The organism is Elioraea sp. Yellowstone (genome assembly GCF_006704265.1).
Classification (GTDB): domain Bacteria; phylum Pseudomonadota; class Alphaproteobacteria; order Acetobacterales; family Acetobacteraceae; genus Elioraea.
This window is the reverse complement of sequence record NZ_VIKA01000013.1, coordinates 1-25,549: the sequence shown is the minus strand read 5'-3', so window position 1 is coordinate 25,549 and position 25,549 is coordinate 1. Positions and strand designations below refer to the sequence as shown.

The 25,549-nt window shown below is 72.3% G+C and carries 26 protein-coding genes; 6 read left to right on the top strand and 20 right to left on the bottom strand.

Features of this window, described 5'->3' with window-relative positions:
- Positions 1-62: 62 nt before the first annotated feature.
- The 7 genes from FK498_RS03825 to FK498_RS03795 form a co-directional block, all read right to left on the bottom strand.
- The gene (locus tag FK498_RS03825; RefSeq protein ID WP_141851696.1) at positions 63-1,274 is read right to left on the bottom strand and encodes an ABC transporter substrate-binding protein; all 1,212 of its coding nucleotides are present in this window, start codon (positions 1,272-1,274) and stop codon (positions 63-65) included.
- A 62-nt stretch (positions 1,275-1,336) separates the two neighbouring features.
- Positions 1,337-2,101 carry an ABC transporter permease gene (locus FK498_RS03820; RefSeq protein WP_141851694.1) on the bottom strand — a complete coding sequence of 255 codons (765 nt, stop codon included), beginning with the start codon at positions 2,099-2,101 and terminating at the stop codon, positions 1,337-1,339.
- Complete coding sequence (locus FK498_RS03815; protein ID WP_141851692.1) at positions 2,098-2,853, bottom strand: ABC transporter permease; 756 nt, start codon at positions 2,851-2,853, stop codon at positions 2,098-2,100. The genes FK498_RS03820 and FK498_RS03815 overlap by 4 nt, the downstream gene beginning before the upstream one ends.
- Positions 2,850-3,686 carry an ABC transporter ATP-binding protein gene (locus FK498_RS03810; protein WP_141851690.1) on the bottom strand — a complete coding sequence of 279 codons (837 nt, stop codon included), beginning with the start codon at positions 3,684-3,686 and terminating at the stop codon, positions 2,850-2,852. The genes FK498_RS03815 and FK498_RS03810 overlap by 4 nt, the downstream gene beginning before the upstream one ends.
- A complete protein-coding gene (locus tag FK498_RS03805; protein ID WP_141851689.1) occupies positions 3,683-4,666 on the bottom strand; it encodes an ABC transporter substrate-binding protein in 984 nt (327 codons plus the stop codon). The genes FK498_RS03810 and FK498_RS03805 overlap by 4 nt, the downstream gene beginning before the upstream one ends.
- Positions 4,667-4,752: 86 nt before the next feature.
- Positions 4,753-5,757 (bottom strand): NADP-dependent oxidoreductase, encoded by a 1,005-nt coding sequence (locus FK498_RS03800; RefSeq protein WP_141851687.1) that lies wholly within the window; start codon positions 5,755-5,757, stop codon positions 4,753-4,755.
- Positions 5,754-6,683, bottom strand: a complete 930-nt coding sequence (locus FK498_RS03795) for an ornithine cyclodeaminase family protein (RefSeq protein WP_141851685.1) — start codon at positions 6,681-6,683, stop codon at positions 5,754-5,756. Before FK498_RS03795 ends, FK498_RS03800 begins: the two co-directional genes overlap by 4 nt.
- A gap of 56 nt (positions 6,684-6,739) precedes the next feature.
- Between FK498_RS03795 and FK498_RS03790 the strand changes: the two genes are divergently transcribed.
- The gene (locus FK498_RS03790; protein WP_141851684.1) at positions 6,740-7,906 is read left to right on the top strand and encodes an FAD-binding oxidoreductase; all 1,167 of its coding nucleotides are present in this window, start codon (positions 6,740-6,742) and stop codon (positions 7,904-7,906) included.
- Positions 7,907-7,909: 3 nt separating this feature from the next.
- Here FK498_RS03790 and FK498_RS03785 read toward each other — a convergent pair whose 3' ends face one another.
- Together FK498_RS03785 and FK498_RS03780 are read right to left on the bottom strand one after the other, a co-directional pair.
- Entirely contained in the window at positions 7,910-8,878 is a 969-nt protein-coding gene (locus tag FK498_RS03785) for a D-2-hydroxyacid dehydrogenase (protein ID WP_202614730.1), read from the bottom strand.
- Between the two features lie 12 nt (positions 8,879-8,890).
- Positions 8,891-10,114, bottom strand: coding sequence for a Xaa-Pro peptidase family protein (locus FK498_RS03780; protein ID WP_141851682.1), 1,224 nt, complete (start codon positions 10,112-10,114; stop codon positions 8,891-8,893).
- A gap of 110 nt (positions 10,115-10,224) precedes the next feature.
- On the opposite strand from FK498_RS03780, the gene FK498_RS03775 reads away from it, so the two are divergent.
- The 5 genes from FK498_RS03775 to FK498_RS03755 all read left to right on the top strand — a co-directional run bounded on the left by FK498_RS03775 (position 10,225) and on the right by FK498_RS03755 (position 15,450).
- On the top strand, positions 10,225-11,460 hold the full coding sequence (locus tag FK498_RS03775) for an amidohydrolase family protein (RefSeq protein ID WP_141851681.1): 1,236 nt from the start codon (positions 10,225-10,227) through the stop codon (positions 11,458-11,460).
- A gap of 68 nt (positions 11,461-11,528) precedes the next feature.
- A complete protein-coding gene (locus FK498_RS03770) occupies positions 11,529-12,401 on the top strand; it encodes an ABC transporter permease (RefSeq protein ID WP_141851680.1) in 873 nt (290 codons plus the stop codon).
- A 4-nt stretch (positions 12,402-12,405) separates the two neighbouring features.
- Positions 12,406-13,497 (top strand): ABC transporter ATP-binding protein, encoded by a 1,092-nt coding sequence (locus FK498_RS03765; RefSeq protein WP_141851678.1) that lies wholly within the window; start codon positions 12,406-12,408, stop codon positions 13,495-13,497.
- Complete coding sequence (locus FK498_RS03760; protein ID WP_141851677.1) at positions 13,497-14,531, top strand: extracellular solute-binding protein; 1,035 nt, start codon at positions 13,497-13,499, stop codon at positions 14,529-14,531. Before FK498_RS03765 ends, FK498_RS03760 begins: the two co-directional genes overlap by 1 nt.
- Before the next feature lie 4 nt (positions 14,532-14,535).
- Positions 14,536-15,450 carry an ABC transporter permease gene (locus FK498_RS03755; protein WP_141851675.1) on the top strand — a complete coding sequence of 305 codons (915 nt, stop codon included), beginning with the start codon at positions 14,536-14,538 and terminating at the stop codon, positions 15,448-15,450.
- Here FK498_RS03755 and FK498_RS03750 read toward each other — a convergent pair.
- From FK498_RS03750 to FK498_RS19175, 11 genes are all read right to left on the bottom strand, one after another.
- The gene (locus tag FK498_RS03750) at positions 15,420-15,812 is read right to left on the bottom strand and encodes a DUF5368 family protein (protein ID WP_141851673.1); all 393 of its coding nucleotides are present in this window, start codon (positions 15,810-15,812) and stop codon (positions 15,420-15,422) included. The genes FK498_RS03755 and FK498_RS03750 overlap by 31 nt on opposite strands.
- An 11-nt stretch (positions 15,813-15,823) precedes the next feature.
- A complete protein-coding gene (locus FK498_RS03745; protein WP_141851671.1) occupies positions 15,824-17,140 on the bottom strand; it encodes an NAD(P)/FAD-dependent oxidoreductase in 1,317 nt (438 codons plus the stop codon).
- 229 nt (positions 17,141-17,369) lie between these two features.
- Positions 17,370-18,560, bottom strand: coding sequence for a Xaa-Pro peptidase family protein (locus tag FK498_RS03740; protein ID WP_141851669.1), 1,191 nt, complete (start codon positions 18,558-18,560; stop codon positions 17,370-17,372).
- A 10-nt stretch (positions 18,561-18,570) separates the two neighbouring features.
- Entirely contained in the window at positions 18,571-19,071 is a 501-nt protein-coding gene (locus FK498_RS03735; protein WP_141851667.1) for a GAF domain-containing protein, read from the bottom strand.
- Entirely contained in the window at positions 19,068-19,982 is a 915-nt protein-coding gene (locus FK498_RS03730; protein ID WP_141851665.1) for a branched-chain amino acid ABC transporter permease, read from the bottom strand. The genes FK498_RS03735 and FK498_RS03730 overlap by 4 nt, the downstream gene beginning before the upstream one ends.
- Positions 19,982-20,872, bottom strand: coding sequence for a branched-chain amino acid ABC transporter permease (locus tag FK498_RS03725; protein WP_141851663.1), 891 nt, complete (start codon positions 20,870-20,872; stop codon positions 19,982-19,984). The genes FK498_RS03730 and FK498_RS03725 overlap by 1 nt, the downstream gene beginning before the upstream one ends.
- Before the next feature lie 4 nt (positions 20,873-20,876).
- Positions 20,877-22,070, bottom strand: a complete 1,194-nt coding sequence (locus FK498_RS03720; RefSeq protein WP_141851661.1) for an ABC transporter substrate-binding protein — start codon at positions 22,068-22,070, stop codon at positions 20,877-20,879.
- Positions 22,071-22,113: 43 nt separating this feature from the next.
- On the bottom strand, positions 22,114-22,842 hold the full coding sequence (locus FK498_RS03715; protein WP_141851659.1) for an ABC transporter ATP-binding protein: 729 nt from the start codon (positions 22,840-22,842) through the stop codon (positions 22,114-22,116).
- Complete coding sequence (locus tag FK498_RS03710) at positions 22,839-23,609, bottom strand: ABC transporter ATP-binding protein (protein WP_141851657.1); 771 nt, start codon at positions 23,607-23,609, stop codon at positions 22,839-22,841. The genes FK498_RS03715 and FK498_RS03710 overlap by 4 nt, the downstream gene beginning before the upstream one ends.
- Before the next feature lie 152 nt (positions 23,610-23,761).
- Positions 23,762-25,189, bottom strand: coding sequence for an aldehyde dehydrogenase family protein (locus FK498_RS03705; RefSeq protein ID WP_141851655.1), 1,428 nt, complete (start codon positions 25,187-25,189; stop codon positions 23,762-23,764).
- Between the two features lie 24 nt (positions 25,190-25,213).
- Positions 25,214-25,549, bottom strand: a 336-nt coding sequence (locus tag FK498_RS19175; protein WP_202614729.1) for a hypothetical protein, incomplete at its 5' end; no start/stop codon positions are given.

The window sequence follows — 25,549 nt, the reverse complement described above, 5'->3', positions numbered from 1 at the left end:
GCGGTGGCGGGGGCGGTGGCGGGAGGGGGCGGCGCGGCGCGGGCGCCGCCCGGATCGGCCGGTCACGCCGCCGGGAAGACCGGCTGGGCGTCGGCGAATGCGCGCGGGAAGATCACCTTGATGTCGCCGTTCTGCACCTGGGTGTTCACCGGCGCCGCACCGGTGTTCTGGCCGTTCTCGAACCGCGTCGGGCCGTAGGGCATGATGTGGCCGTCGAAGGTCGAGGCGGCGAGCGCCTCGATGATCCGGCCCCGGTCGGCCGCGCCGGCGCGTTCGATCGCATCCGCGAGCAGCCGCACGCAGGAGTAGTTGAGCGGGATGTTGTAGAGCCAGAACCGCCCCGTCGCCTCGGCCGCCTTGCGCACCTCGGCGGTCAGCGGCTTGCGCGGATCGGCCCAGTGGTTGCAGTCCATGATGTGGTTGGCCGCCTCCGGGAACTCGCGCACGAAGCGGAAGTTCGAGGCGGCACCGTTCAGCACCGCGTAGATGCCCGCCTTCGGGCGGATGCGCTGCTGCTGCATGGTGCGCGCGAGCAGCACGAACTCGCCGTAGTAGGACGAGGGGATCAGCAGGTCGGGGCCGAGGGCGCGGATGCGCAGCGCCACGTTCGACATGTCGCGCGAGGGCGTGGGATGGGCGATCGTCTCGAGCACCTGGAAGCCGCGCTCGGGCAGCTGGGCGTTCAGGAGCCGCGCCATGCCGGAGCCGAACAGCCCGTCCTCGTGCACGATCACCACCGTCTTCGCCGGCTTGCCGGCGGCGTCGTTGATCGCGACCAGGTTGTCGAGCGCGGCCCTGGTGACCGTGCCGAAGCCCGGGCCGAAGCGGAAGGTGTTCCTGAGCCCGCGCTGCACGATCTGGTCGGAGACGCCGACATCGACGATGTAGGGGAGGTCGTAGCGCGCCGCGGCCTGGCTGGCGGCGAGGCAGATCGGCGAGGCGAAGCCGCCGACGATCGCCACCACCCCCTCGGCCTGCATGCGCTCGACCTCGGCCACGCCGCCCTCGGGGTTCGAGCGCGCATCGCCGAACACCATCTCGAGCCGCGCTCCGCCGAGCGACCTGATGCCGCCGGCCCTGTTGACGTGGTCGATCGCGATCTCGGCGCCGAGCCGGCCGTGCTCGCCGTCCTGGGCGAGCGCGCCGGTGACCGGCTGGAGGATGCCGATCTTCACGGCCGCCGGCTGCGCGCGGACATGCGGGGCGGCGAGCGGCAGAGCGGCGGTGGCGGCGAGCAGGCCGCGGCGGCGGATGCCGGAGGATGTCGTGGTCATGGCGGGGCCTCTCCCAGATGAGCCTCGCCCATTTATCGCGCCGCGCGGGGCGGGAGAAGCCCTCAGGCGCGCAGGGTGCGGCGGTGCAGGGCGCGGTCGATCTTCAGCAGGATGGCGCTGACGGTGGCGGCGAAGGCCGCGAGCAGGAACGCGGCCGCCATGATGGTCGGCACGTCGTTCAGCCCGATCGCGTTGATGATGACGAAGCCGACCCCGCGCTGCGAGGCGAACATCTCGCCGATCAGCACGCCGAGCAGCGTCAGCGCGAAGCCGACGCGCTGGCCGGAGACGATCTCGGGCAGGGCCGCCGGCAGCCAGACCGTGCGGAACGCCTGCCAGGGGGTCAGCCGGAGCGTGCGCGCGACCTTCAGGTACACGGGCCGGATGGTGCGCACCGCGTTCAGCGTGAAGATCGTCACCGGGATGATGCCGTGGATCGCGCCGAACGCCACCTTGGCCGGCAGGCCGAGGCCGAAGATCAGCAGGATCACCGGATAGAGCGTGATCTTCGGCAGCGCGTAGAGCGCGACCAGGATCGGCTCGGCCACCTGGCCCGCGAGCCTGCGCACGCCGAGCCAGGTGCCGAGGCCCAGGCCCCCGAGCGCGGCGAGCAGCAGGGCGTAGCCGAGCGCGGTCAGGCTCTCGGCGATGTGGCCGTGGAAGCGGCGGCTGTCGAGCAGCTCGCCCGCGCGCGCGAGCGTCTCGGCCGGCCCGGTCAGCGCCTCCGGCCCGGCGAGCCGCGCGAGCCCCCACCACAGCAGCACCAGCGCGGCGAGCAGGGCGAGGATGTCGCCGTAGCGCTGCCAGGCCGGGGCGCGCGCGCTCATCGCGAGAGGCCGCGGCGGCGCAGCATGCGCTGCTCGAAGCCGTGCAGCACCATGTTGACCGCCGTGACGCTGACCAGGATGAACAGCATCAGCGCGTACATCCTGGGGTTGTCGAAGTTGTTGTAGGCATAGGCGATCGCGTAACCCAGTCCCGCGCCGGAGAGGATGAACTCGGAGGCGATCACGCCGATGAAGGAGTAGGCGACCGCGAGCTTGATGCCGGTGAAGAGATGGGGCACGGCGGCCGGAAACTTGATCACGAGCGCGGTCGAGACCGGATCCATGCGCGCAAGCCGCGCCACCTTCAGCGCGACGCGCGGCACGCGATCCAGCCCGTTCAGCGTGGCGATGATCATCGCCACCACGCCGAACAGGAAGCCGATGACGATGATCGGCAGGTCCGACATGCCGAACACCACGATCAGCAGCGGGTAGAAGACGAAGAACGGCACCGCGTAGTAGGTGGCGAGCAGGGGGTCGAGCGCGCGGCGCAGCCGTGGTGCGGCGTGGATCAGGAGCCCGAGCAGGAACCCTCCGCCCACCGACAGCACGAAGGCGGCGGCGACGTTGGAGAGCGTCTTGGCGATGTCGGGCAGGATCGCGCCGGAGGCGATCAGGCCGGCGAGTGCCGCCGCCATGGCGGTGGGCGGGATGATGGTGTGCGGATCGATCCAGCCCGCGCGCGTCGTGACCTCGAGCGCGGCCACCGCGCCCAGCACGATCGCGATCCGGATCCAGCCCGCGCGCGTCACCGCTCGCCCCCGAGCGCCTTCAGGCTCTCGGCGCGCAAGGAGGACCAGAGCCGCGCGGTCACCTCGCCGAAGGCGGCGTCGGCGACGATCGTCGAGTCGCGCTCGCGCGGCCAGCCGGTCGCCACCATGTCGATGAAGCGGCCCGGCCGCGCGCTCATCACGCCGATGCGGTCCGACAGCATCGCCGCCTCGTCGAGCGCGTGCGTGATCAGCAGGATGGTCGCGCCCGTGTCGCGCCAGAGCCGCAGGAGCTCGTCGCCCATCAGCAGGCGCGTCTGCTGGTCGAGCGCGCCGAAGGGCTCGTCGAGCAGGATCAGGCGGGGCTCGAGCACCAGCGTGCGCGCGATGCAGACGCGCTGGCGCATCCCGCCCGAGAGCTGCGCCGGATAGGCGCGCGCGAAGCCCGCGAGCCCCATGAAGCCGAGCGCATGATCGACGCGGCGCGCGGTCTCCGCGGCGTCCGTCCCGGCGCGGCGCAGCCCGAAGGCGACATTGTCCCAGACGGTGAGCCAGGGGAACGAGGCGTCCTCCTGGAACACCACGCCCACCCCGTCGGGCGGGCTGCCCCGCACGGGCGCGCCCTCGAACACGACCTCGCCCTCGGTGGGCGCGGCGAGTCCGGCGAGGATCTCGAGCAGCGTCGACTTGCCGCAGCCCGAGGGGCCGACGACCGCGAAGAACTCGCCGCGCGCGAGGTCGAGATCGACGGGACCGAGCGCATGCACCGGCGCCTGGCGGCGATCCGCGGGCGGGAAGACCCGCGTCACCCCGCGCAGCGCCGCGTGCGCCTCGCCGGCCCGCAGGCCCGGGCCGGCCACGGCGGCAAGTGTCATCCCGTCGCCTGCAGGTCGGGCGGCAGGAAGCTGCGATCGACGAGCCGCGACCAGTCGACCGGTCCCTCGACCTCGCCGATGATGCGCAGCCCCTCGACCATGGCGTCGAGCGCCCTGGTGTCGATCTCGCCGCGGCTCCAGTAGCCGACCTCGACCATGTTCTTGACCGCGCGCACGCCGAGCTCGCGCGGCAGTTCGTAGGCCTCGGCGAAGATCCTCCCCGCCTCCTCGGGATTGGCATAGGTGAAGTCCACGCCCTTGCGGCGCCCGGCGATGATGGCGCGCAGCTTCTGGGGCTGCTCGCGGGCGAACTGCGTGGTCGTGATGCCGACGGTCTGCGTCATCTTCGGCAGGATGTCCTTGACGAAGAACACCGGCCGCCAGCGTCCCTGCTCGCGCGCCCAGATCGGATCCATGATCGGCGCGGCCGCCACCCCGCCCTGGCGCAGCGCGGTCAGCCCCGCGCCGATGCCGCCCGTGCTGATCCGCTCGACCTTGTTCAGGTCGATGCCGGAGGCCGTCAGCGACATGATCACCAGCATCTCGGTGACCGATTTCGGGCTGGTGAAGGCGATCTTGCGGCCTTCCAGATCCTTGATCGTCTTCACCGGGTTGTCGGGCGTGGTGACCCAGAGGATGTCGGCGACCGTGGCCGCGCCGGCATTGACGATCCTGATGTCGAGCCCCTCCCGCGCGGCGGCGACGGCGGCGGCGAGCGAGACCTCGCCGTAGGGCAGGCCGCCCGCGAGCACGTTGCGCACGGTGGTGCCGCCGCCCTTGCTGGTCAGGATGCCGGTGATGTTGACGCCGGCCTCCCGGAAGAAGCCCTTCTCCATCGCCACCGCATAGGGCGCGCCGTACATCAGCACGCCCCAGTGGGTCACGGAGATCTGCTCGCCCGATGCCTGCGCGGCAGGGGCGAGCACTGTCGCGGCGGCGGTGCCGGCGAGCAGGCCGCGACGGCCGATGGTGACGGTCATGCTTGGACACCTCCCGTTGTTGCGGCCGGCTGTCCCGGCCCTGAGCTACACCTAGGCCCGGCGGCCGGGGCCGGCAAGCGGGTCGGTCACTCCGGCAGGCGCACCAGCAGCTTGCCGAAGTTGCGGCCCTGCAGGAGGCCGATGAAGGCCGCCGGGGTGGCCTCCAGCCCCTCGACCACGTCCTCGCGGTGCCTGAGCCGGCCGTCGCGCAGCATCGGGGCGGCGAGCGCCCGCCATTCGGCAAGGCGGTGCCACTGGTCGGAGACGATGAAGCCCTGGATGCGCAGGCGCTTGCGCACGACGGGGCCGAGATTGGGGCCGGGCGGCGGATCGGCGTCGTTGTACTGCGCGATCATCCCGCACATCACCATGCGGGCGAAATCGTTCAGGCGCGGGAACACCGCCGCCTGCACCGCGCCGCCGACATTCTCCCAGTAGACGTCGATGCCGTCCGGGCAGGTGCGGTCGAGTGCCGCCGCCAGGTCCTCCGCGCGGTGGTCGATCGCGGCGTCGAAGCCGAGCGTCTCGATGACGAAGCGGCACTTCTCGGCCCCGCCGGCGATGCCGACCACGCGGCAGCCCGCGAGCCTCGCGAGCTGGCCCGCGACCGCGCCGACCGCGCCCGAGGCGGCCGAGACCACCACCGTCTCGCCCTTCTTCGGCTGGCCGATGTCGCTCATCCCGACATGCGCGGTCAGCCCCGGCATGCCGAGCACGCCGAGCGCGGTGGAGACCGGCGCCTCCGCCGGATCGAGCTTCAGGAGCTGCCTGCCCGGCATCACCGAGTGCGTCTGCCAGCCGAAGCCGCCGAGCGCGACGTCGCCCGGCGCGAAGCGGCCGTCGCGCGAGGCGAGCACGCGCCCGACCGCGCGGCACTCCACCACGCCGCCGATCGGCACCGGCGCGGCGTAGGACTTCGCCTCCGACAGCCGGCCGCGCTGATACGGGTCGAGCGAGAGGTAGAGATGCTTCAGCACCACCTCGCCCTCGGCCGGTTCGGGCACCGGCACCTCCTCGAAGGCGAAGTCGTCCGGCACCGGCATGCCGACGGGGCGGCGCCTCAGCACGATGCGGCGGTTCGTCTCGGTCATGCCTCCTCCTCGAGCGCGAGCTCGGCGGCGATCAGGTCGAGCGCTGCGAAGCCCACGGACTTGAACACGGTGATGTCGTCGCGGCCTCGCGCTGGCGGGCCGCCGCGCACGAGTTCCGGCAGGTCGGCGGCGACCGCGTCCGCGCCGATCAGCCCCGAGGCGATCGCCTGCGCGACCTCGCCCCCCTTGGCGAGCACCGAGGCGCGGTCGTCGGCGAAGAGACGCGCGCGCGGCAGAAGCGCGGGCTCGGCCTCGGCCATCGCCGGGGTGAAGGCGCCGACCAGCGAGAGATGCGTGCCCGGCCGCACCGCAGCGCCGCGGATGATCGGCCGTGTCGCGGTGGTGGCCGCGACGATCGTGTCGGAATCGGCGATCGCGGCGTCGAGATCGGGCGCGGCGTCCGCCTGCACGCCCTCCGCGCGCAGCCCGGCGGCGAGCGCCTCGGCCTTGGCCGGCGTGCGGCCCCAGACGCGCACGCGCCGCAATCCCGGCTGCGCGGCGAGATGCGCGCGCGCCAGCGCCGGCGCGAGCGCACCGGTGCCGATCACCAGCAGCGTCGCCGCGTCGGGCCGCGCGAGCAGCGCCGCGGCGAGCGCCGAGGCGGCCGCCGTGCGCCGCACCGTCAGCACCACGCCGTCGAGGAGCGCGCGCAACCGCCCGTCGCGCTGGTCGAACACGGCAACACTCGCATCCAGCGCCGGCCGCCCCTTCTCGGCGTTGCGCGGATAGACCGTGACGAGCTTCACCACCATCAGCCCGCCCTCGCGCCAGGCCGGCATCAGCAGCAGCGCATCGCCCTGCCCCGTCGGGTCGAGGATCAGCCGCTGCGGTGCGGCGATCGGGTCCGCGAGCCGCGCGCGCAGCGCCGCGATCAGCGCCGGATAGGGGGTGCGGCGTTCGAGTTCGGGTCCGTCGATGACGCGCATCGGCACAGGATGCGCGGAGACTTCCCGACCGTCCACCCGCACGGCAGAGTGGCCGCATGAGCGAGCGCTTCGACGTGGTGATCGTGGGCGGGGCTGCCATGGGCGCCTCGACCGCGTGGCATCTCGCCTGCGATCTCGGCTTCGCCGGCCGCGTGCTGGTGCTGGAGAAGGACCCCGCTTACGCGCGCGCGGCGACCGCGCTCTCGGCGAGCTCGATCCGGCGGCAGTTCTCGGCCGCGATCAATGTCCGCGTCTCGGGCTACGGCGTGGCGCTGCTGCGGGATGCGCGCGCGCGGCTCGGCATCGATGCGGCGTTCCGCGAGGGCGGGTATCTGTTCCTCGCGACCGAGGCGGGGCGGGAGACGCTGGCGGCCAACCACGCGGTGCAGATCGCGGAGGGCGCGGATGTCGTGTGGCTCGATCCGCCGGCGCTCGCCGCGCGGTTCCCCTGGCTCGCGCTCGACGGCATCGCCGCCGGCACCTGGGGGCGGACGGGCGAGGGCTGGTTCGACGGCTTCGGCGTGATGCAGGCGATGCGGCGCGCCTCGCGCGAGGCGGGCGTGGCCTGGCGCACGGCGGAGGTCGCGGCGATCGAGGCGTCGGGCGGCCGCGTGCGCGGCGTGCGTCTCGCCGACGGCACCGCGATCGCCGCCGGCACGGTGATCGTCACCGCCGGCACCGCGACGCCCGACCTGCTGCGGCCGTTCACCGACCTGCCGGTGCGGCGGCGCAAGCGGCTGATCTTCTACATCCGCACGCCTGCCGCGCTGCCCTCCTGCCCGCTGCTGATCGACCCGACCGGCGTCTACATCCGCCCCGAGGGCGAGGGGTTCATCTGCGGCACCGCGCCGCCCGCGGACGCCGACCCCGACGTGGCCGAGGACGATTTCGACGTGACACCCGGGTTCTTCGAGGAGCGCGTCTGGCCCGTGCTCGCGGCGCGCATTCCCGCGCTCGAACGGCTGCGCGTGGAGCGCGCCTGGGCGGGGCATTACGACCTCAACACCGCCGACCACAACGCGCTGGTCGGACCCGTGCCGGGCGTGGCGGGGCTGCTGGCGGCCTGCGGCTTCTCCGGCCACGGCATCCAGCAGGCCCCGGCGATCGGGCGCGGGCTCGCCGAACTCGCGATGCATGGCCGCTGCGTGGCGCTGGATCTCGCGCCGCTTGCCCTCGCGCGGCTGGGCGAGGGACGGTTGGTGCTGGAGCGCAGCGTCGTCTGAGCGCTACACCACCTGGTTGCGCAACGTCGTCTCGCCGCGCCAAAGCCGGTCGAGGTTCTCCAGCAACAGGTCGATCACGGCGTCCTCGTAACGCCGCGTCTCGCCGCCGGTGTGCGGCGTGATCAGCACGTTCGGCAGCGTCCAGAGCGGGCTGTCCGCCGGCAGCGGCTCCTCCGCCGTCACGTCGAGCGCCGCGGCCGAAAGATGCCCCGCGCGCATCGCCGCGATCAGCGCCGGCTCGTCCACCACCTTGCCGCGCGCGAGGTTGACGAGCTGCGCGCCGGGCTTCATCGCCGCGAGCGCCGTCGCGTCCACAAGCCCCGTCGTCTCCGGCGTCAGCGGGCAGGTGAGCGCGACGATGTCCGCCCGGCCCCAGAGCGAGGGCAGGGCGGCGAAGCCGTGGACCTCGTCCGCGCCCGCCGCGCCGGCGGAGGGGTCGCGGCGCACGCCGATCACGCGCATGTCGAAGGCCTTGGCCAGCCGCGCGAGCCGCCCGCCGATCCGGCCGATGCCGACCACCAGAAGGGTCTTGCCGCCGAGCTCGTCCTCGCGGCTTCCCAGGTCGCCGATCATGCCGCGCCAGAACCGCTTGTCCTGGTTCCGCACCGCCTCGGGGATGCGGCGCGCGACCGCCAGGATCAGCGCCATGCCGTGCTCGGAGACCGCGTTGGCGTTCGCCCCCTGCGCGGAGGCGAGCCGGATGCCGTGCGCGGCCAGCACCTGCCTGTCGTACTGGTCCACGCCCGCGCTGATCGACTGGATGAAGCGGAGCTTCCCGGCCTTCGGTGCGAGGTCGTTCCGCCACATCCCCGAGACGACCAGCACGTCCGCCTCGCCGATCCGCGCCTCCAGCGCCTCGCGGTCGCGCACCTCGTGGAAGCGGATGCCGGTATCGCGCAGGGCGAACCGCTCGCCGAAACGGTAGGCGACATGGGCGAAGCAGACCGTGAGCCGGTCCTTCGGTGGCAGCATCGCGATCCTCCCTCAGCCGCGATCGAGGTCGAACGGGTCGTCCACGGATCTGCACGGCGTGGTGAACCACGCCGCCCCCGTCTCCGTGACGTGGATGTGGTCCTCGAGCCTTATCCCGCATTCGCCATAGACCGCGAGGGTGGGCTCGATCGAGCCGCACATGCCGATCTCGAGCGGCTGGGCGTTGCCCTTGACGAAATAGGGCTCCTCGTGCCCGTCCATGCCGACGCCGTGGCCGACCCGGTGCGGCAGGCCCGGCACCTTGTAGCCGGGGCCGAACCCGGCCGCCACGATCACCGCGCGCGCGGCGTCGTCGAGCGCCCCGCAGGCGACACCCGGTCGCGCCGCCGCGAAGCCGGCCGCCTGGCTCGCCTTCACCGTGTCCCACAGGAAGCGCTGGCGGTCGGTCGGCGTGCCGAAGACGTAACTGCGCGTGATGTCGCTGCGATAGCCGTGCAGCGCCGCCCCGCAGTCGATCAGCACGACATCGCCCGGCTTGAGCGTCTGCGCATAGGGCACGCCGTGCGGATAGGCGGACGCCGCGCCGAACAGCACGATGTTGAACGGGCAGCCGCCGTCGAACCCGGCCTTGCGGTGGGCGGCGTCGATGAAGGACTGCACCTCGGTGGTGGCGATCCCCTCGCGCAGGATGCGCGCCGCGGCGGCATGGATCTTGACCGTCATGCGCATCGCCTGGCGGATCAGGGCGAGCTCGTGCTCGCTCTTGCGGCTCCGCAGGTGCGAGGCGATCGCGGCGGAGCGGACGAAGCGGTAGTCCTCGCCGCCGGCCGAGCGGATCTCGTCGGCGATGAAGAAGCGGGCGTGGTCGTCGATGGCGATCGTGCCCGAGCCGATCTGGAGCTCGCGCAGCACATCGACGAACAGGGAATAGGGGCTCTCGTCCTCCTCCCAGCCGCGCACCGGGCCGGGGATCGTCTGCATGGCGCGGATGCGCTCGGCCTCGAACTCCGGGCAGATCCAGGTGATCTCGCCGCGCTTGGGCAGGATCGCGCCGACCATGCGCTCGGACTGGCCGTGGCTGACGCCGGTGAAGTAGGCGAGGTTGGTCGACCCGTCGAGCCAGAGCGCCTCGACCTGCCGTTCCTCCATCAGCGCGCGGGCGGCGGCGATGCGGCGTTCGTGCTCCTCGACCGGGATCGGCGGCACCGCCTCGCGCTCGTTCACGATCGCGGCGAGTTCCGTCGCCGCATCCGATCCGCCGACACCGACCGTCATCGCTCTCCCCTCATGCGTGGCGGCGCGACCCTGCCCCAGCCGGGCTCGGCCGTCCACCCGTTGACCCGCGCCTCGGCCGGCCCGACCATCACGCCGACGAAGGAGAGACCATGCCGGCGACACTGTTCCGCAACCTGCGCCTGTTCGACGGCGCGACTCCGCATCTGATCGAGGGTGCGGAGGTGCTGGTGGAGGGCGAGCGGATCGCCGAGGTCTCCGACCGGCCGATCCGCCACGACGGGGCGCATGTGATCGATCTCGGCGGGCGCACGCTGATGCCCGGGCTGATCGACGCGCACTACCACGCCTATGCCGCGGACGCGAATATCGGCCGGCTCGACCTGATGCCGCGCAGCCTGATGGCGCTGCACGCGCGCCGCTTCCTGGAAGCCTCGCTCGGCCGCGGCTTCACCACCATCCGCGACGTGGGTGGCGCCGATTTCGGCCTCGCGGTCGCCTGCGAATCCGGGCTGATCGACGGGCCGCGCCTCCTGTTCTGCGGCCGCGCGCTCTCGCCCACCGGCGGGCACGGCGATTCGCGCCCCAACGCCTGGCTCGAGCAGTTCTGCGGCTGCTCCGCGCCCGCGCTCTCGATCGGCGTGATCGCCGACGGGGTGGACGAGGTGCGCCGCGCCATCCGCGCCGAGCTCAAGCGCGGCGCGCACGCGATCAAGATCATGGCCTCGGGCGGGGTCGCCTCGCCCTCCGACCCGATCTGGACCCTGCAGTACAGCGACGAGGAGATCGCGACTGCGGTGTGGGAGACCAGGGCCTGGCGCACCTACGTGGTCGCGCACGCCTACACCCCCGAGGCGATCGGCCGCGCGGTGGGCCTCGGCGTGCGCTCGATCGAGCACGCCAACCTGATCGACGAGCCGACCGCGCGGCTGATGGCGGAGAAGGGGGCGTTCGCCGTGCCCACCCTCGTCACCTACGACGCGCTGGAGAAGGACGGTCCGGCCATGGGCCTGCCGGCGGAGAGCCAGGAGAAGCTGAAGGTGGTGCGCGCGGCGGGGCTCAGGAGCCTGGAGATCCTCAAGGCCGCCGGGGTGCGCATGGGCTTCGGCACCGACCTGCTCGCCGGGATGCACCGCCGCCAGTCGGACGAGTTCGTGATCCGCCGCGAGGTGCTGCCCGCGGCCGAGATCCTCGCCCAGGCGACCAGCGGCAACGCCGCCCTGCTCAACCGCGAAGGCGAGCTCGGCACGGTCGCGCGCGGCGCGCTCGCCGACCTGATCGTGGTGGAGGGCGATCCGATCCGCGACATCGGCGTGCTGACCGGCCAGGGCGAGCGAATCCCCCTGGTCATGCTGGCGGGCGCGATCCGCCGCAACCGGCTGCACTGACCGCGCTTGCCGCGCGGGCGCGCCGTTCCTAGGATCGACGCACGAGAGGCGAGGGAGACCGACGGGACGTGACCACGCGCGCGCTGGCGGCGGGGAAGGAGGTCGTCATGGCGCCGGCGGGTCGCGCCGCGCGGCTGAAGCGCCGCGCCGGACGCTGGGTGCTGCGCGCGATCGCGGCGCTGGTGTTCTTCTTCATCTTCATCCCGGTGATCTTCGTCGTCTGGATCAGCCTGTTCCAGCAGCAGATCGTCTCGTTCCCGCCCGAGGGCTACACGCTGCGCTGGTACGAGAACGCCTTCGCGCGGACCGAGTTCCGCGACGGCTTCGGCCTGAGCCTGCAGGTCGCCTTCCTGGCCATGCTGATCGGTGTCACCTCCGGCGCGGCCGCCGCCTACGCGATCGTGCGCTTCCGCTTCCCCGGGCGCGAGGCGCTGAACACGCTGCTGCTCGGGCCGCTGGTGGTGCCCGGGATCGTCGCCGGCACCTCGCTCTACGTCTACTACATCATGGTCGAGAACATCCTCGACATGGATTTCCGCGCCACCCTGCACGGGCTGGTGCTCGGCCACATCCTGCTGACCATCCCGTGGACGGTGCGCCTCGTCTCGGCCTCGCTGATCGGGCTCGACCGTGCGGTCGAGGAGGCGGCGATGAACCTGGGCGCGGGGCCCTGGACCACGTTCCGCCGCATCACCCTGCCGATGATGCGCCCGGGCCTGGTGGCGGCGTCCCTGTTCAGCTTCATCCAGTCCTTCGAGAACCTGGAACTCACCCTGCTGCTGGTCGGCCCGGGCCGCACCACCCTGCCGGTGGCGATGCTCAACTACCTCGAGTTCCGCATCGACCCCACCATCGCCGCGGTCGCGACCGTGCAGATCGTGCTGATCGGCGCGCTGATGCTGATCACCGACCGCTTCGTGAAGCTCTCGCGGATCGTCTGAGCCGATGAGCGAACTCGTCCTCGACCGCCTGCGCAAGGAGTACGGCAGCTTCGTCGCGGTGGACGACGTCTCGCTGCACGTGCGGGAGGGCGAGCTCGTCGCCCTGCTCGGCCCCTCGGGCTGCGGCAAGACCACCACGCTCCGCATGATCGCGGGCTTCATCGAGCCGACCGCCGGGCGGATCACGATCGGCGGGCGCGACGTCACCTGGGACCCGCCCTACCGCCGCGACACGGGGATGGTGTTCCAGTCCTACGCGCTCTTCCCGCACATGACGGTGGCGCAGAACGTCGCCTTCGGCCTCGAGATGCGCAAGGTGCCGCGCGCCGAGGCCGAGACGCGGGTGCGCCGGGCGCTGGACCTGGTCCGGCTCGGCCATCTCGCCGACCGGCTGCCGCGCCAGCTCTCGGGCGGGCAGCAGCAGCGCGTCGCGCTCGCGCGCGCGCTCGTGGTGAACCCGGGCGTGTTCCTGCTCGACGAGCCGCTCTCGAACCTCGATGCCAAGCTCCGGCTCGAGGTGCGCGTCGAGATCCGCGAGCTGCAGAAGCGGCTCGGGCTCACCACCGTCTTCGTCACCCACGACCAGGAGGAGGCGCTGACGCTGGCCGACCGCCTGGTGGTGCTGGACCACGGCGTGGTGCAGCAGGTCGGCACGCCGGAGGAACTCTACGAGGCGCCGGCCAACCTGTTCGTCGCCGGCTTCATCGGCCGCTCCAACGTGCTGCGCGGGCGCGTGGTGGAGCGGGGCCGTTTCGTCACCGAGGCCGGGCTCGCGCTCGCGGTGCCGACCGACGGGTTCGAACCGGGGGCGGCCGCGCTCGCGCTCCGGCCGGAGCGGATCACCGTGATCCCCGGCGCGGCCGGCAACGGGGTGAGCGGACGGGTCGCGCTCGTCACCTATCTCGGTGCCGCGACCGAGTACCGCGTCACGCTCGACGGCGGCGAGTCGCTCACCGCGTCCATGGCGACGCCGCGGCCGGGCGATCCGCTGAAGCGGGTCGGCGCCGGCGACGTCGTCACCCTGACCTGGCCGGCCGAGACCTGCCGGCTGCTCGCGCCCGACCGGGGCGCCCCAACGGACGAAGGAGGCTCATGATGACACGGATGACGATCGGCCGGCGCGCGCTGGTCGGCGCGGCGGCGGGGCTGCTCGCGGCACCCGGGGTGCCGCGCGCGCAGGGCGGCGGGCGCTGCGTGGTCGGCACCTGGGGCGGCGACTACCAGGACCTGCTGAAGGCGAACATCGACGATCCGCTGATGAAGCCGCAGGGGATCGAGGTGCTCTACGACGTCGCGGTGGCGCCGCCGCGCAAGACCAAGCTGCTCGCCGAGCGGATGACGCGGCGCGGCACCTTCGACGTCGCCTGCCTGTCCGACATCGACATGTTCGAGATGGCGCAGCAGAACCTGTTCGACGAGCCCACCCCCGACCTCGTGCCGAACATGCGCAACGTCATCCCGGCGCTGGCCAAGCGCTACGCCCTGCCGCACATCTATTCGGGCAAGGTGATCCTCTACAACCCGGCGAAGATGGCCAAGCCCAGGTCCTACAACGACCTGTGGGATCCGAAGCTGCGCGGGCGCGTCGGCCTCGCCGACGGGCTCTACATGCAGTTCATCGAGACCGCGGCGCTGATCAACGGCGGCAGCCCGAGCAACTTCGAGCCGGCGAAGAAGAAGCTCCTGGAGCTGAAGGCGCTCGGCGCCAAGGTCTATCCCTCGAACGAGGCGCTGGCGGCGGCGCTGAAGGGCGAGGAGGTGTGGGCGACGATCATGTGGCTCGCGCGCGGCTTCATGTGGAAGCAGGCCGGCATCCCGGTCGAGCACGCGGTGCCCGAGGAGGGCGCGACCCCGATCGTGTTCGACAAGGCGGTGCCGAGGAACGCGCCCAACAAGGCGAACGGCTGGAAGTGGATGCAGGCGATGCTCGAACCCTCGGCCCAGGCGGGCTTCGCCGCGCGCATGGGCTACGTGCCGACGGTGCGCAACGCCACCCTGCCCGAGGATCTGGCGAAGCAGATCAGCTTCACCGAGGCCGAGCAGGAGAAGTTCGTCAAGATCGACTACCAGTACATCGCCGACAACAACGCGGCCTATCTCGACTGGTGGACGCGCGAGTTCAAGGGCTGAGGCGGTGGCGAGGGCGGCGGCACTGGCGGCCGCGCGTTCCGGGCGCCGGGCGGGGGCGTTCAGCCTCGGCCCGGCGCTGGCCGTGCCGGCCGCGCTGCTGGTCGCGGCCTTCCTCGCCGCGCCGCTCGCGGTGCTGTTCCGCTACTCGCTGAACCGCTACAGCCCGCGCGAGTTCATGATCGATGCGGTGACGGCGGAGAACTACATCCGCTTCTTCACCGACGCCTACTTCATCGGCGTGCTCGCCACCACGGTGCAGGTGGCGGCGGTGTGCACGGCGGTGTCGCTGCTGTTCGCCTTCCCGCTCGCCTACCTGCTCGCGCGCACCGACAGCCGCTGGAAGAGCGCGCTGGTGATCGCGGTGGTGTTCCCGCTGATGGTCGGCAACGTGGTGCGCGCCGCCGGCTGGATGGCGGTGCTCGGCAATGACGGCATCGTCAACCATGCGCTGCTCGGGCTCGGCCTGGTCACGCAGCCGGTGCGGCTGATGTACACGCCCTTCGCGGTGCATGTGGGCATCATCGCGGTGGTGCTGCCCTACATGATCCTGACGCTGCAGAGCGTGATCGAGGGGATCGGCCGCGACGTCGAGGAGGCGGCGAGCAATCTCGGCGCGGGGCCGATCACGGTGTTCCGCCGCGTGCTGCTGCCGCTCTCGCTGCCGGGCGTGATCGCGGGCTCGACGCTCGTGTTCATCCTGTGCATGAACGCCTACGCCACGCCCGTGCTGCTGGGCGGGCCGCAGTTCAAGATGATGGCGCCCGCCCTCTACGACCAGTTCGTGCGCACGACCAACTGGCCGTTCGGCGCGGCGCTCGCCTTCATCCTGATGGTCTCGACGCTGGTGCTGACGGTGATCGGCACCACCGTGCTGTCACGCCGGATGCATCATCGCAGGCTGGAGGCCGCGCCGCGCTGAGGCCTCCGCGCGGGCGCGTCCGCGCGCTCGCCGAGTGCGAGGGCCAGCATCGGCAGCACCGCGAGCGCAGCCGCGAGGCCGACGCCGAGCCCGACCACCCCCCAGATCAGCCAGTCGAGCGCGCCCGCGAGGTCGGCATGCGTGGCGTTGGTGAAGCCCGGAAGCGCTGCGAGCACGCCGGCCGCGACCAGCGCACCGAACGCGGCCGCGCCGCGCAGGGCAAGCCGCCAGCGCACGCCGCGCCGCAGGGCCAGCAGGCAGAGGGCGAGAGCCAGCGCGGCGGTGGCCGCGGCGACCCACAGAAGCCCGCCGAACATCTCGCCGAGGATCGCGGCGAGCGCGCGCGGTGCGAACAGCTCCATGGTCGCCTCCCTCAGATCGAGCCGTGCAGCATCGCCCGGTAGATCGGGCCGAGCAGCCTGTCCTTCATCACCCAGGGCACCCAGTGCTCGGCGAGCGGATCGATGAAGGGGAAGGTCGGGGTCAGCCGGCCCTCGTAGTCGAACTCCACCAGCATCGCCCGGCCGGGCCGGGTGATCAGCGGACAGGAGGTGTAGCCGTTGTAGGCCGCCTCGAGCTGCTCGCCGGCGAGGAACGAGACGAGATTGGCCGCGGCGACCGGCGCCTGCGTCTTCACGCTCGCGGCCGTCTTGCCGCGCGGCACGCCGGCGACATCGCCGACGGCGAACACCTCCGGGAAGCGCGGGTGCTGCAGGGTGTCGCGGTTCACCTCCACCCAGCCGTCCGCGGCGAAGGGGCCGGAGCCCCAGGCGAGCGCGCTCTCGCGCACCGGCTGCGGCGCTGCCATCGGCGGCACCACGTGCAGGTAGTCGTAGCGCAGCGTCTTCGGCCCGTCGGGCGTGCGGAAGGTCGCGGTCCTGGCAGCCGGATCGACCGCGGTCAGGGTGTGGTCGTAGGCGAAGGCGATGTCGCGCGCGGCGAACAGCTCCAGCACCTTGGCGTGCACCGGCGCGACCGCGAACAGGTTGCGGAACGGCGTGAAGTAGTGGAGCTCGGCGCGGCCGCGCGTGCCTGCCTCGCGCAGCCGCGCATCCCACAGGAGCGCGCCCTTCAGCGGCGCGCCGGCGCATTTCATCTCGGTCGGCGGACGGCCATGCAGCGCCACCCCGCCGGTCTCCATGAAGCGCTGCAGCACGCGCCAGGTCGCCGCCGCACCCTCCGGCCCGGCATAGACCGAGGCGATGCCCTCGCGGCCGATCAGCGTCGGGTCCATGCCTTCGATCCGGCTCCACTCCAGCGTGCAGCCGGTGGCGACCACCAGCGCGTCGTAGGGGTGCGTCGAGCCGTCGGTCGCCACCACGCGCTTCGCCTCGGGCTCGAACGCGGCGACGTCGGCGCGCACCCAGGTGACGCCCGGGGCGATGTAGTCGGCGGTCTCGCTCACCACCTTGGTTGCCGGCCAGACGCCGGAGGCGACCATGGTGAAGCCGGGCTGGTACCAGTGCGCCGTGCGGGCGCCGATGAGGGTGATGCGCGCACCCTCCAGCAGGCGCGAGAGCTTCGACGCCATCGTCAGCCCGGCCGCGCCGGCGCCGGCGATGACGACGCGCGCCGGCGTGCGCAGGGGCTGGGCACGGGCAGCACCCGCAACCGGCGCGGCGACGCCGGCGGCGACCGCGAGACGGACGAGATCGCGGCGGTTCAGGGGTGCGAGGGCGGGGCCCGGCATGGCGTTCTCCTCCGCGAAGATTTTTATCTTCGAAGGTCACAAATAACGCTGCCGGGTCCCTCCCTGTCGTTGATCTATGTCAGAGGTTCCGCTGCGGGACGTCTCATACCAGCCCGCCGAAGGGTTGACCTTCGGCGGGCTGGTACGGGGTCATGTTCGCGCGCGGCCGCCCCACCAGCCCCGCGCGCGATACCCTCCGCACAAAGGTCGAGCCTTTGTGCGGAGGGTATCAGCCCACCGTCTGGCTCCTCAGGTCCTTCGGCGCCCTGGTCAGCACCTCGGGCGTCCTGCCCACCACCACCGTGTCGTCCTGGCGGAACCCGCCCACGCCCCAGAGATAGATCCCCGGTTCGCAGGAATAGACCTCGTTGGCCATCAGCGGCCGGTGCAGGAAGGCGGTGTCGTCGGGGAACTCGTGGCCGAGCGTGCCCATGCCGTGGCCGGTGCGGTGCAGGATGTTGGCGCCGAAGCCCGCGCGCTCGATCACGCTCTGCGCCGCCGCGTCGAAGGCGGAGACCGGGTTGCCCTCGACCAGCGCCGCGATCGCCGCCTCGTTCGCCGCGTTCGCCGCCTCGAAGGCCTTCACCTGGAGGTCGGAGGGCTTGCCGCAGAACCAGGTGCGCTCGTTCTCCACCACGAGCCCGTTCAGGCGCGGGATGACGATGTTGACCAGCACGTGGCCGGCCTCGATGCGCGCTCCCGTGGGCTGGCCGTCGCCGTGCGGGGCGCAGGAGGCGGGGCCGGAGAGGGTGAAGCAGCGCAGCTCCACGTTCTGGCCGGGGAAGCGTCGCGCCGCCTCCTCGGCCATCAGCGCGGCCATGCTCATGTCGAGCTCCTGCACCAGGCGGCCGGGGCGGATGTTCTCGCGGTAGCGGTCCTGCACCCAGTCGGACAGCGCCGCCGCCTCGCGCATCAGCGCGATCTCCTCGTCGCACTTGACGAGGCGCAGCGTGCGGATCGCCGCGGTCGCCGGGATCAGCGTCGCCTCGGGCAGCAGGGAGAACGCGCGGGCGAGCGGGCCGCCGCCCGCGTCCGCGCCGATCCGCGCGCGGCCCAGGCCCCTGGCCTTCAGCGTCTCGGCGACGAGGTCGGGCCACTGCGGATAGAGCGCCAGCCGCGCGCCGATGCGCGGATGCTCGGCGTAGAGCGTGATGTCCTCCACCCAGAGCCGTCCTGCCTCGCGCGCGAAGCGGATGTGGTTGGTGGAGAGCTCGTGCATCACCGCGAAGGGCGCGCCGTCGCGCGGCACGACCAGCAGGATCGGGCGTTCCCAGGTCTGCACGTCGGTGTGGAAGTTGGTGCCGAACTGGAAGAAGTCGGGCGTGGTGAAGGCGATCGCGTCCCAGCGCTCGCGGTCCATCAGCGCGGTCATCAGCCCGCGCCGATAGTCGAACACGGCACGGCTCAGGAAGTTGGCCATCGGGGTCCTCTCAGCGGTGAAGCAGCATCTGATAGGCCGGCACGGCGAGGGCGGCAAACGCCTCCGCCACCGGCACGTCGGTCTCGCGGTACCAGTGCGCACGGTGCAGGAGGTTGAGCGTGCCGAGCGCGCGGCCGTTCCACACCACCGGCACGTTCAGCACCGACTCGCAGCCGAGCGAGGCGATCAGCGCATGGTCGGCGAACACGGCGCGGATGTCCTCGGCGGTGTGCCCGACATAGGCGCGCAGGTCGCGCAGGACCTGCCGCGTCCAGGGCGTCGGGTTCAGGGGCTTGCGGCCGCCGACCGGATACTGGGTCGGGTGGCTGGTCCAGACGCGCTCGCTCTCGCCGCTGTCGGCGTGGTGCAGCAGCACGGTGAACAGGATCTGGCCGATCGCGGCACCCATGCCGGCCTGCAGGGCGGCGAAGGTCGCGCGCGGCTGGCCCTCGCGGCGGACGGCCTGCGCGACGGCCAGGAGATGCGGCAGCGGATCGGAACGGTCGGTCATCGCGGATCGGGGACCGGATGGCGGATGTGGCGTTCGGGGAACAGGCCCTGGGGGCGGACGCGCAGCAGCAGGATCAGCAGGGCGGCGATCAGGAACTCGCGCACCGCGGCGATCTGGACCGCGGCGAGGCCGGGGATCGCCGCGACCACGAAGCGCGTGCCCTCCATGAAGGCGACCACCAGCACGGCTCCGACCACCGCGCCGGCATTGGTGCCGGTGCCGCCGGCGGTGAGCGCCAGCACGACATAGATGGTGATCAGCGGCACGAAGCCCTCGGGCGCGATGTAGGCGTTGTAGTGGCCGTAGAGCGCACCGGCGAAGCCGGTGATCGCCGCCCCCACGGCGAAGGCCTCGGTCTTGAAGCGCAGCACGGGCTTGCCGGCGACCGCCGTCACCTGGTCGTCGTCGCGGATCGCGCGCAGCACGCGGCCGTAGGGCGAGTGGCGGATGCGCTGGCAGACGAGATAGACCACCAGCACCGCGAGCGCGGTCAGGCCGAGGAAGATCAGGTTGAAGGTGGCCGGCGCGACCTCCCCGCGCCAGGGACCTGGGATCGCGCTGATCCCGTCCGTGCCGTTGGTGAAGCGGATCTCGTTCGCGGCGACCAGACGCACCACCTCCGAGAAGCCGAGTGTCACGATCGCGAGGTAGTCGCCGCGCATCCTCGCCGTGATGCGCGCGACCAGCGCGCCCGCGGTCGCGGTCACCAGCACGGCGGCGAGGATGCCGAGCGGGATCGGCCAGGTGGCGTGGCGCACCGTCAGCAGCGCCGAGGTGTAGGCGCCGACCGCCATGAAGCCCACCAGGCCGAGATTGATCATCCCGGCCATGCCCCAGATCACGTTGAGCCCCAAGGCCATCAGCCCGTAGAGCCCGGCGAACACGGCCATCGCGACGAGGTAGTTCTCCATCAGAAGGCGCGCTCCCCGAGGATGCCGCGCGGGCGCACCAGCAGCACGACGACGATGGCGAGGAAGCCGACCGCGGTGCGGTAGGAGGCGTCGAGCACCAGGAGCGAGAGCTCCTCGCCGACGCCGACCACCGCCGCGCCGACCACGGCCCCCGGGATCGAGCCGAGCCCGCCCACCACCGCGGCGGCGAACACCGAGAGCACGGCGCGGAAGCCGGTCAGCGGATCGATCGAGGTGTCGAGCCCGAGCAGCATCCCGCCCACGCCGACCAGCCCCATGCCCATGAACGAGCCGAGCCGCGCGACCGTGTCGGCGTTGATCCCCTTGATGCCCGCGAGCATGGGGTTGTCGGCGACCGCGCGCATCATCTTGCCGGTGCGCGTGAAGGCGAGGAACAGGAACACCATCGCCATGACCGCGACGCTGATCGCCGCGTTCTCGACCTGCTGGGGGCCGACGCGCAGGACGGCGAAGCCGAGATCGAAGCGCCAGTCGCGCCAGACCGGCAGGTCGTAGCCGCGCAGGTCGTTGCCGAAGACGAAGCGGATGACGTTCTCGAGCGCGATGGTCAGCGCGACGGCCGCGATCGCCGCGGTGAGCGGCCCGGTGCGGCGCAGCGGCTTCAGCACCACCTCGTCGCAGGCCATGCCGGAGAGGGCGGGGACGACGAAGGCGGCGAGCAGGCTCGGGATCACCGGCAGGCCGAGCCAGACATTCGCGACATAGCCCGCATAGGCGCCCATCGTGGCGTGCGAGGCGATCGCGAAGTTCGGGAAGCGCAGCACGGCGTAGATGGCGGTGAAGCCGATCGCCGGCAGCGCGAGGATGGTGCCGGCGACAAGCCCGTTGACGAGAAGCTGGGGCAGCTCCCCGATCAGATCGGACAGCACGCGCTCAGGCGATGCGCAGCGTGCGCAGCTTCGCGCCCTCCGCGATCTCGTAGCGGAACGGGCAGGTCAGGATGTCGCCGGTGTCGGTGAAGTCGCAGGCGCCGGAGGCGCCGGCATAGTCGATCTTCCTGCCCTCCCTCAGCAGCCTGAGCCCCTCGACCACGTCGGTCACGCGCTCGCCGCCGCCCTGGCTGATCTGGCGCACATGCTCGCGGATCGCCTCGCCCGTGGCCGCGCCGGCGCGCGCGATGGCGAGGCAGGCGAGCGAGGCGTGGTCGTTGGTCTGGCACGAATAGGGGTCCGGATCGTTGGTGCCGAGCAGCGCCTGCAGCCGCTTGAAGGCCGGGCTCTCGACATCCGGGCTCGGCGCCCAGGTGACGGTGCCGTTGGTCACCTCGGCGGGCAGCGAGTCGAGCAGGCGCTGGTTCACCGCGTAGGCGGGCGCGACCTTGCCGCCGGTCCAGCCGGCGCGGAACAGCTCGCGCAGGATGATGGTCACGTCGGGGGTGTAGCCGTTGAGGAAGATGTAGTCGGGCCTCGCGCGGAGCGCCTGGTCGACCTCGGAGCGGAACACGGTCTTGTCGCGGTCGTAGATCACCTGGCCGGCGACCCTGCCGCCGTATTTCGGCATCTCGCGCTCGAGGATGACGCGGTTCGGCTCGGCGAACGGGGTCTGGGCGGCGAGGATGAAGATGTTCCTGGCACCGCGCTCGCCCAGGAACTCGGCGAGCTTGGTGATCTGCAGGCTCGAGTTGGGCTGGGTGCGGATGATGAAGCCGCGATGCGGCAGCTGGGTGATGCTGTCCGCGCCCGAGACGGTGAACAGCATGGTGCGGCTCTCCCAGCAGAGCGGCGCGACGGCGGTGGTCACGGCGGAGGCCCAGGTCCCCATGATGGCGGCGACGCGATCGACGTCGATCAGCTTGCGCGCGGCGCGCACCGCGGCGTCGGGATTGGTCTGGGTGTCCTCGCCGAAGAGCTGGACGCGCCGGCCGCCGATGCCGCCGGCGGCGTTCACCGCCTCGACGATCCCCTCGATCGCCTTGCGCATCGAGGGACCGTAGGGCCCGCCGGCGCCGGTGAGCGGGTTGAGCGCGCCGAGGCGGATCGGCTCCGCCTGGGCGCGGATGACGGAGGGGGCGGCAAGCGCGGCGGCGGTCCCGGCGAGCAGGCCGCGGCGGTTCAGGGACATCGGCATGCGTGGTCTCCCTCGGGCCTTTCCGTCAGAGGATGGCGTGGTTTCAGCCGCCGAGGAAGAGCCGCCGCACCTCGGGGTCGGCGGCGAGTGCTGCGGCGTCGCCCGTGCGGGCGTTGCGGCCGTCCACCAGGATCACGCCGCGGCGCGCGATCGCGAGCGCCTCGAGCGCGTTCTGCTCGACCATGGCGATCGCGGTGCCCTCGGCGTTGATGGCGCGGATGGTGTCGAACAGCGCCTCGGCCGCGACCGGCGAGAGGCCGGCGGAGGGCTCGTCGAGCAGCAGCACCTTGGGGTCCACCATCAGCGCCATCGCCATCGCCAGCATCTGGCGCTGTCCGCCCGAGAGGGTGCGCGCGGCCTGGCGGCGCTTCTCGGCGAGCACGGGGAAGCGGGCGAAGATCGCCTCGATGCGGCGCGGCGTCTCCCTGGGGCTGATGAAGCCGCCCATCTCCAGGTTCTCGCGCACCGACATGGTGGGGAAGACGTTCTGCTCCTGGGGCACGAAGGCGATCCCGCGCGCGGCGATCTCGCGCGGCGGATGGCCGGCGATCGGCGCGCCCGCGAGCGTGATGGTGCCCGCGGAGGGGACGAGGATGCCGGCGATCGCCTTCAGGAGCGTCGACTTGCCGGCGCCGTTGGGCCCGATGACCGCGACGACCTCGCCCGGGTGGACGTCGAGATCCACGCCCTTGAGGATCATGTCGGCGACGGCGTAGCCCGCGACCACGCCACGCGCGCTGAGCAGGGGCGCGGAGGGCAGCGGACCGCTCATGCGGAGGCGAAGCGGCGGCCCATGTAGGCCTCCTGGACGGCGTGGTCGGCGGCGATCGCGTCGAACGCGCCTTCGGCGAGCTTGCGGCCTTCGGCCATGACGATGACGGGCGCGCAGAGCCGCGCGATCGCGTCCATGTGGTGCTCGATGATGAGGAAGGTGATCCCCTCGTCGCGCAGCCGCATCAGGTGGTCGCCGATCTCGCCGGCGAGCGTGGGGTTCACGCCGGCGATCGGCTCGTCGAGCAGGATGAGCTTGGGGTCGGTCATCAGGGCGCGGCCGAGCTCGAGCAGCTTCTTCTGGCCGCCGGAGAGGTCCGAGGCCGGATTGTTCGCCACCCGCAGCAGGTTCAGACGCCGGGCGGTCGTGATGGCGCGCTCGAGCAGTTCGGCCTCGCGCGCGCGGGCGGCGCGGGAGGGAAGGATGGCGAGGGGGAGGGATTCGCCCGGCTGGCGCGCGCCGTAGAGCATCAGGTTCTCGAGCACCGAGAGGCGCGGGAAGCCGCGCGCGATCTGGAAGGTGCGCACGAGGCCGAGGCCGGTGATGCGGTCGGGGCGCAACCCGGTGATGTCGACGCCGTCGAAGCGCACCGTGCCGGCATCCGGCGGGACGAGGCCGGTGATGACGTTGAAGGCGGTGGTCTTGCCGGCGCCGTTCGGGCCGATCAGGCCGGTGATGGTGCCGGCCTCGACGTCGAGGTCGAGGCCGGTCAGCGCCTGGACGCCGTAGAAGCTGCGGGCGAGGCCGCGGACCTCGAGCAGGGGCATGGGGGGAGATTAACGGGATGGGGGTGGCGGGGAAGGGCCCATGGCCCTTGCCCGGCGGCTCTCGAGCGGTTTCCGCACCAGTGGAAACCGCTCCAACCCGTCAGGCGAGCATCTTCACGCATCCGGCTGGTTCCAGCCGTACGCGATCCGCCCTAGCCGTGCCTCACCGCCACGGTCTTCATGGTCGCGAAGCCATAGAGCGCGGCGAAGCCCTTCTCGCGCCCGTGCCCGGAACCCTTCATGCCGCCGAAGGGCAGTTCGATGCCGCCGCCGGCGCCGTAGTTGTTGACGAACACCTGGCCGGTGCGCAGCCGCCGCGCGAGCCGCATCGCGCGGCCCGCATCGCCGGTCCAGACACCGGAAACGAGCCCGTAGGGCGTACCGTTCGCGACGCGCAACGCCTCCTCCTCGTCCCTGACGTGGATCGCCACCAGCACCGGGCCGAACACCTCCTCCTGCGCCAGCACGTGGTCGGGCGGCACGTCGGCGAACAGCACCGGGCGCACATAGAACCCGCCCGGCGGCGCGTTCGAGGCGACCTGCCCGCGCCCGGCGACGCGCAGCCCCTCGGCGCGCGCCAGATATCCCTCGATGCGCGCCTTCTGCGCCGCGCTGATCACCGGGCCGAGGTCGAGATCGCGATCGGCGGGGCCGGCGACCAGCGCATCGAAGCGCGCGCCGAGATCGGCGACGAAACGATCGTAGATGCGCCCCTCCACCAGCACGCGCGACCCGGCCGAGCAGGTCTGCCCCGCGTTCTGGATCACCGCGTTCACCACCGTCGCCGCGGCGGTGTCGAGATCGGCATCGGCGAAGACGAGCTGCGGCGACTTGCCGCCGAGCTCGAGCGTCACCGGGATCGTGTTGCGCGCCGCCGCGGCCTGGATCAGCCGGCCGACCTCCGGGCTGCCGGTGAAGGAGACGTGCCCGATGCCGGGATGGGCCGAGAGCGCCGCGCCGGCCTCCTCGCCGAGGCCCGTCACGACGTTGAGCGCGCCCGCCGGGAAGCCCGCCTCCTCGGCCAGGCGCGCGATCGCGAGGCAGGTGAGCGAGGCGTCCTCGGCCGGCTTCAGCACGCAGGCATTGCCCATCGCCAGCGCCGCCGCGACCGACCGCCCGGCGATCTGCAGGGGGTAGTTCCACGGCACGATGTGGGCGGTCACCCCGTGCGGCTCCCAGAGCGTGAAGACGGTGAAGCCGTCCTGGTAGGGGATCGTGTCGCCCATCACCTTGTCGGCGGCGCCGCCGTAGAACTCGAAGTAGCGCGCGCAGGCGGCGGCATCGGCGCGCGCCTGGCGGATCGGCTTGCCGACGTCGCGGCTCTCGAGCGCGGCGAGCCGCTCCGCGTCGCGTGCGATCAGCGCCGCAAGCCGCGTGAGCAGCCGGCCGCGCTCGGTCGCCGTCATCCGCCCCCAGGCGCCGTCCAGCGCGGCCTGCGCGGCGGCGACCGCGGCGTCGATCTCGGCCGCGCCGCCGCGGCCGATGCGCGCGAAGGCCGCCCCGTCGGACGGGTCGATCACGTCGAGCGTGGCGGCGGATTCCTGCCAGCGGCCGCCGATCAGGTGCGCGGCATCGGGCATGCGCGGTCTCCTTGGTGTTCGTTGTCAGGCTGGACCATTGCCGGGTGCGCCGGCGACCGCAAGGGCTCCGGTCGCGATCCAGGCCACCGCCACCGCGGCCGCGCCCGCCGCCCGCAGCCGCCGCCCGATGGCGCCCGGGCTGGTGCCGTCCGCCGCGAGCGCCGCGGTCGCCGCGAGCCGCATCGGCGCGATCACGCAGAAGGCCGAGCCGGTGAAGTTCTGCACCGCGGCGGCGAAGGCCGGCGGCAGCGACAGCGGCAGCGCGGCGACGACCGGCATCAGGATGCTGTTCGAGCCGACATTGGTGGCGGCGAAGAACCCGCCTGCGGCACCGAGCAGCGGCACGACGAGGGGCAGCGC